We start from the raw sequence: 6,679 nt of genomic DNA, 5'->3' as shown, positions 1-6,679 counted from the left end.
AGTATCAAAGCCGACGATGGTCGGAAAAGGAGCAATATTATTCGGTTGATTATCTGTGCAACATCAATAATTTTGAATGCTATATTTCAGGCATGTTTTTTCGGCACGATCACAAACAAACTATCAGGAAACACCTCTATATTCGAGTAAAACCTTCTTGTGATGATGGCCATTGCAAATATCAAAAATCCAGAGGGCTTATCGCTTCTTTGATTGTGACGCTTTTAACAGTATGCGTATAGATCATAGTGGTTTTCAGATCACTGTGGCCAAGCAACTCCTGGATCGTGCGAATGTCAACATTAGCCTGTAGGAGATGGCTGGCAAAACTGTGACGAAAGGTATGTGCAGTGGCACGTTTGCAGAGCGTAGTCCTGCCAACCGATTCCTTGATAGCTTTCTGCACCACAGTTTCGTGGAGATGATACCGTTTATACTCTCCGGTCTCCGGCACACGTGTGAGATCATTAGCAGGAAAAAGCCATTGCCAAATAAATTCTTTGGCAGCGTTTGGATACTTCTTGTCGAAAGCGGTGACGAGAAAGACTCCGGAATACTTACTTGCCAGATCACGACGGTGAAGTTCTTTAACAGTGTTAAGTTGATTTTTCAATTCTTGAACAAGAACTGTGGGTAGAGGCACTGTTCTGTCTTTTTTCCCTTTTCCGTCATGAATAGTGATTTTTCCGGCATCAAAATTCAGACATTGGACGCGAAGATTGAGGCATTCAAACAAACGTAAGCCGCAACCATAGAGCAACTTCATTACCAGATCGACTGGAGGAGCAAGATGCGAGACAATCTCGGCTATTTCTTCACGGGAAAGAACGACGGGAATATATTCTTTGCGTTTTGCCCTCACAACCCCATCAAGTTTACCGAACTCCTTTTCCAAAACATGCCGATAAAAAAACAGCAATGCATTGAATGCCTGATTCTGGGTTGATGCCGCGACCTGCTTTTTGACTGCTAGCCAAGTCAGGAATTCTTTAACATCAGCCGCCGACAGCGATTCTGGTGTTTTGCTTCGTGTAAAAGCTTGGAATCTTTTCAGCCAATGTCGATATGTTTTCAGGGTCTTTGGTGAGTAGTGTCGTATCTGGATTTCTTCATCAAGACGAGTAAAAGATACAACCCAGGAGGCACCAGTAGCTGGTTTAACGTTGACCTTGGGAACAGTTCTTGGTGTCGGCTCTTCTGTTGTTTCAGGTTTACGTTTCAAAGTGCTTCTGGGTGTGGCAAGGGCGGTAGGAGTAGTGTCCAAAGGGGATTTGTTCGTGGAGGAAGATGTGAGAGATTCTCTGGTATTGGCATTCTCAGCGTTATTAACAGTAGAAATAGGAAGAAAACTCGGCGATCTGCTAACAGTATTTGCTTGATTAACATTGAGGTAAAGGCGGATTGCATGGGATGCCTGTTGCCGTTGCCTTTCACTTTGTCTTTTCTCAAGAAGCTTTTTCTGGAAGGCAATAATGCTATCTGAATTGTTGGCATCATGTCGATACTTAGAACAAAAATCGAGATAGAATCGCAACTACTTCACATAATGTCCACGAATATTTACGGAAATATTATTTGCCACAAGGCAATCCTCAAAACTTGCCAGTACTGTGCGTGGAACTTGTAACATGTGAGGTTCTCCAGGGAACTGTTGATCATTTCATTTAGGATGATATACAGAAAAGCGCATACTCGATCATAACAATACTCGAAAATATTTTACGAAATATTGGTGCATTAGGAAAAATATTTGGTAAAAGGAGTTAAGTAGACTGCTTTTGCAGAATCGGAACTATTCATGGACCCCTGCTCAAGCCGGGGAGATATACAGAACTGTAGAATTACTTGTTGAACCAAACCGCTTCGCGGAAAAAGCGATCACCGTTCCATTTTGGGCAAACTCCACCACCTCCTTCCCTCAGTATTTTAGAAATTCTCGGATCTGACAGAGGAAACTGACGATCCCTTTCGTTACAATATCTCATCAACGGTTGCCATGGTGGCCACCGGCAAATTGCAAAGGAGATATTGCCATGAAAACGGATTGCCAAACAAGTTTTGCCAACTACCTCTATCTGCAACGAGTAGCGCCGAAAACACACGAGAGTTATTTGTATTACGTCAAAAGTCTCTCCGCATATTACAAACAACCAGCCGACCAACTCACCAACGACCAGATTCAAGACTATCTGCTCCATTGTATTCAGAAAAGGAAAATGGCCTGGGCCACTTGCAATGTTCTTTTCTGCAGTTTGAAAAAATTCTATCAAGGGTTCCTCGGACGAGATAAAGCCGGTTTTTCCATACCACCCCGTCCCCGTTCGCACCAACTCCCCATGCTGTTAAGTCGGGAAGAAGTTGGCAGCATTCTAAAAGCCACCGGTAACCTGAAGCACCTGGCTCTTTTGACGCTTATTTATGGTTCGGGATTGCGGGTCAGTGAAGCTGTCCGGCTCCGGGCCGAACATATTGACTCAAAAAAGATGCTGGTTCGGATTGACCAAAGCAAAGGCAGAAAAGATCGCTATACCGTTTTGTCCAAGCACAGCCTGGAGTTGCTCAGGGACTATTGGCGAGCCTATCAGCCGGGGAAGTGGTTGTTTTTTGCAGGTGACAAAAACAAACCCATGCCCTCGGAAACCGCCCAGAAAATTTATTATCTGGCCAAGCAGAAAGCAGGAGTCACCAGAGGACGAGGAATACATACCCTGAGGCACTGTTTTGCAACCCATGCCCTTGAACAGGGCGTTCAGTTGTTCATCCTCAAAAGGTGGCTCGGCCATGCCTCGATCAAAACAACCTGCATGTATCTGCACGCTTCTCCCGAGATGCTGCTGAACTCGGCAAGTCCTCTCGATTCCTGGCCGGAAGAGGAGCGAAAATGAAACCACAATACGAAATCGCCGACATCTTGCGCAAGTATGGCGATGAATTCAGGCAGAACCATGCCACGACCGGCGAACAGCGCAAGGTCATGGCGGCAATCATGGCATGCAGAACAGCCCGGTTAGGGGGTCACCAGGAGATCTGTGACCAGTGCGGCCATCTCAGGAACTGTTACAATTCCTGCAGGAACCGGCACTGCCCGAAATGCCAGACCATGACAAAAGAAAAATGGCTGGAAAAACGCAGGAATGAACTTCTGCCCTGTGGCTATTTCCACATGGTCTTCACCGTCCCCCATGTTTTGAATCCCTTCATCTTGAAGAACAAAAGAGAACTGCTGACCTGCCTCTTTTCGGCAGTCCGCGACACAGTGTTTGTTTTTGCCGCAGATCCCCAGTGGCGGCTTGAGGGGAAGCCCGGTCTATTGACGATCCTGCACACCTGGAGCCAAACCTTGATAGACCATTTCCATATCCACTGCCTTATTCCGGCCGGGGTGCTCTCCATGGATGGAAAACGGTGGATACCAAGCAGGGAGGAGTTCCTTTTTCATGTCGTTCCACTGGCCAAGGAGTTCAAAAAGCGATATCTCGGTCTGATAAAAGGCAAACTCGATGCTCTTATTCTTCCAGAAAACAGCTCACGTTCACTCCAGGAAGCCTGGGACAAAGATTGGATCGTCCATGCCAAAAAACCCTTTGCCGGCCCGGATCAGGTTCTCACTTATCTTGGTCGATACACCCACCGGGTTGCCATAGGCAATCACCGAATAAAAACCATTAATGACCAGCAGGTAACCTTTTCTTACAAGGACCGCAGTGACGAAAACCGTTCGAAAACAATGAGTCTGTCGGCAACGGAATTCATCCGCCGCTTCCTCCTTCATGTCTTGCCGTATCGTTTCATGAAGATCCGCTACTTTGGTTTTCTTGCCAACAATTGCAAGGCAAAGGCAATTCTGTGGATCCGAAGACTGATGGGCAAAGCAATGGTGATCCTTTCCTTTGCTGAGGAAACCATCAGGGATAAAATGTATCGCTTGACCGGCAGTGATATCTTGCTGTGCCCCCACTGTCGCCAGGGAACAATGATTTTTCATGCTCGACTGCAGGTAGACAGTGGCTAAGCCTAACCTGCTGCAAATAAAGAACATTTATTTGATGAAGAATGCAAGACAGCAGAGGTGCGCCCAAATTCTGAAAAGATCTCGACAATCAGTCGAAAATAGAACGTCTTTAGGCTGATTTTTCCAAAAATGAGACAACATGACCAGATCGAATGTGCAACAACGACACTATTCACACTCCTACCAACCCAACTCCTTCGACGATTTCCTATTTACTTCGTATATCCAGGGTGTTATAAACTAACTCCATAGAGGTTAGGAGGCTTTCTCTCCCCCTTCAAACCCGCGGCTCAGTTCAACAACATTTTATCAATCATCCCGCATTGCTTTTGGAACTATGCGTACGGTTGAACGTTTGAGCTGTCGACGAGTTACGGGGTGACTTGATGGCGGGACAATTGATAAAACGCTCTTAGTTAGGCGCGCACGAGAGCGACCACTATGCCAAATACAGATGAAGGGAAACGCTGGCAGGCCTACTATCGCGCCAATCAAGATCGCGCTGCCTCTCCGCTTCTCCGCCGTGCTCTAGGTCCTGATTTGCTGCCTCGGGGCAATGGCCAGGCAGTCGACCTCGGTTGTGGAGCTGGTGTCGAGACGATGCTGCTTCTGAACGTGAGATGGAATGTTCTTGCCATTGACAAGGAGCCACGGGCTATCGCGCGCGTCGAAGCACTGGGTGCAAATCAATCCGATGGTCAGTTGGATGCGGTTTTATCGTGCTTCGAAGAGCTGGAAGAGCTGCCGTCTTCGGCACTAATACACACAGGGCTTAGCTTGCCTTTTTGTGCCCCGGCAAGCTTTCCGAAATTATGGGCTCTAATCGTTTCTGCGCTCGAGCCCGGCGGGAAATTCGTGGGTCACCTCTTCGAAGCCAGGCACGATTGGGCCGAGCACTCCGAGATGGGCTTCCATACAAAGGAAGAGGTGGAAGCCCTGTGCAGCGGCCTAACTGTCGAACTGCTACGCGAAGCCGAAGGAGATGGCGGACACGTGCCGCATCACTGGCACCGCTTCGACCTTATCGTCATCAAGCCGGCGGGTTGAAGAGATGCGATCGGTACATCAACACCAAGCGTCTAACACGGCGGTCAAGCGGACGCTCCGCCGCAAAGCGGCTCCGCGCCGGTTACCTTTCACGTTAGGCCAGATCAGGAAGGGTGCTGAGTTGATAGAGCGACTTGTACTTACTTGTGTTAATGGTCATCTGACCCCAATTACTCGCTTCAGCCGTCAGCCGTCAGCCGCAAAACGCGATACACCGATTGGTTGCGTGCAACTTAATGGCGTACGATGCATGCCGCAAGGCGGCTCCGTTTGTAGGGGAAACGCGCGATGAGTGGCAACTTTGAGGAGCAATCATGAAGGCCTATCGGATCTCACATGGCGGGCAGATCGACGGACTGCAGTTGGAAGACATCGTCGAGCGCCCGCTCGAGCCCTACGAAGTACGCGTCAGGGTACGTGCTGTGTCGCTAAACTATCGCGATCTGGTGGTCGCCAAGGGGATGGATCCGACAAAGGAGGTAGATCACCCAGTCATTCCCTGTTCCGATGGCGCGGGAGATGTCATCGCAGTCGGTTCGATGGTCCGCCGGGTCAAGCCGGGCGACCGGGTGGCGGCGTCCTTCTTCCCCCATTGGCTCGAAGGTAGACCTGATCGAAGTAAGGTCCGGAACTCGCTCGGTGGCGACGTTGACGGTATGCTGGCCGAGGAAGTCACGCTGCATGAGGAAACCCTCGCCAAGATCCCGGACCAGCTGGGATACGTCGAGGCGTCAACCCTCCCGTGTGCAGGCGTCACCGCGTGGAATGCGATCTTCGAGTCATCCGACGTTCGCCCCGGCGATACTGTTCTCTTGCTTGGCACCGGTGGTGTTTCAATCCTGGGTCTGCAACTGGCAAAGGCTGCAGGCCTGCGGGTGATCATCACATCGTCCAGCGATGAGAAGCTGGTGCGCGCCCGCGCCCTGGGTGCGGACGTGACGATCAACTACCGTGCGACCCCCGAATGGCAGGACGAGGTGCTAAACCAAACTGGCGGCGAGGGAGTCGATGTGGTGCTGGAGGTCGGCGGGCAGGGAACCGTTACCCGCTCTGTCGCATCCACCGCCGTGGGCGGGACCATCGCCGTCATCGGAGGCGTCAGCGGCTTCGGTGGCGAGGTCAATCCGTTGACCCTGACGCTCGGTGCCAAGCGCATGGTCGGCATCTACGTCGGCAGCCGAGCAATGCTGGAGCAAGTCGCAAGGCTGGTTGCTGAAACCGGCATGAAGCCGGTAGTCGATCGCGTATTCCCGTTTGCCGAGGCGCAGGAGGCGTTCCGCTACCTTGAGTCGGGAGCGCATTTCGGCAAGGTCGTGATCGACCTAACGCAATAGCCATGCTGCCAACTTCCCAGACGGAACCACTATGCCGAAGAACAAAGAAGACTCGCCTCCGTATGACGACCTGAGTAAATTGGGGTCAGATGAACATTTATTGCGTGAACCTTCATCTGACCCCAGTTTCTGAGTGATGACGCATATGAGAAGTCTCCTGGTCATATGCGTACGGCACTAATTCAGCACAAAGCGCAGAGGCAGCCAAATGCTTAACAAGTCGCTCAAGTTCGTTCCGCGCTTCGCGCTCTACCGGACGCGGCTAACACCGAGCCGCTTAGCTTAG

5 protein-coding genes are annotated in these 6,679 nt (G+C 50.2%); 4 read left to right on the top strand and 1 reads right to left on the bottom strand.

The window, feature by feature from the left end; translation table 11 throughout:
- Window positions 1-181: 181 nt before the first annotated feature.
- A complete protein-coding gene (locus ACYQ8U_RS22360; RefSeq protein WP_459947779.1) occupies window positions 182-1,534 on the bottom strand; it encodes an integron integrase in 1,353 nt (450 codons plus the stop codon).
- Window positions 1,535-2,033: 499 nt separating this feature from the next.
- Here ACYQ8U_RS22360 and ACYQ8U_RS22355 point away from each other — a divergent pair, with 499 nt between their 5' ends.
- The 4 genes from ACYQ8U_RS22355 to ACYQ8U_RS22340 all read left to right on the top strand — a co-directional run bounded on the left by ACYQ8U_RS22355 (window position 2,034) and on the right by ACYQ8U_RS22340 (window position 6,393).
- Window positions 2,034-2,885 carry a tyrosine-type recombinase/integrase gene (locus ACYQ8U_RS22355; RefSeq protein ID WP_459947778.1) on the top strand — a complete coding sequence of 284 codons (852 nt, stop codon included), beginning with the start codon at window positions 2,034-2,036 and terminating at the stop codon, window positions 2,883-2,885.
- Complete coding sequence (locus tag ACYQ8U_RS22350) at window positions 2,882-4,012, top strand: IS91 family transposase (protein WP_459947777.1); 1,131 nt, start codon at window positions 2,882-2,884, stop codon at window positions 4,010-4,012. The genes ACYQ8U_RS22355 and ACYQ8U_RS22350 overlap by 4 nt, the downstream gene beginning before the upstream one ends.
- A 441-nt stretch (window positions 4,013-4,453) precedes the next feature.
- Entirely contained in the window at window positions 4,454-5,059 is a 606-nt protein-coding gene (locus ACYQ8U_RS22345; RefSeq protein ID WP_459947776.1) for a methyltransferase domain-containing protein, read from the top strand.
- Between the two features lie 314 nt (window positions 5,060-5,373).
- Entirely contained in the window at window positions 5,374-6,393 is a 1,020-nt protein-coding gene (locus ACYQ8U_RS22340) for a zinc-dependent alcohol dehydrogenase family protein (RefSeq protein ID WP_459947775.1), read from the top strand.
- Window positions 6,394-6,679: the final 286 nt, after the last annotated feature.

Source organism: Desulfocastanea catecholica, assembly GCF_054657295.1.
Note: the sequence above shows the minus strand (reverse complement) of the source record. Positions and strands in the feature narration are given on the sequence as shown.

Coding starts and splice junctions, on each gene's coding strand:
- ACYQ8U_RS22355 (WP_459947778.1), top strand. CDS start 2,034: ATGAAAACGGATTGCCAAACAAGTTTTGCCAACTACCTCTATCTGCAA.
- ACYQ8U_RS22340 (WP_459947775.1), top strand. CDS start 5,374: ATGAAGGCCTATCGGATCTCACATGGCGGGCAGATCGACGGACTGCAG.
- ACYQ8U_RS22350 (WP_459947777.1), top strand. CDS start 2,882: ATGAAACCACAATACGAAATCGCCGACATCTTGCGCAAGTATGGCGAT.
- ACYQ8U_RS22345 (WP_459947776.1), top strand. CDS start 4,454: ATGCCAAATACAGATGAAGGGAAACGCTGGCAGGCCTACTATCGCGCC.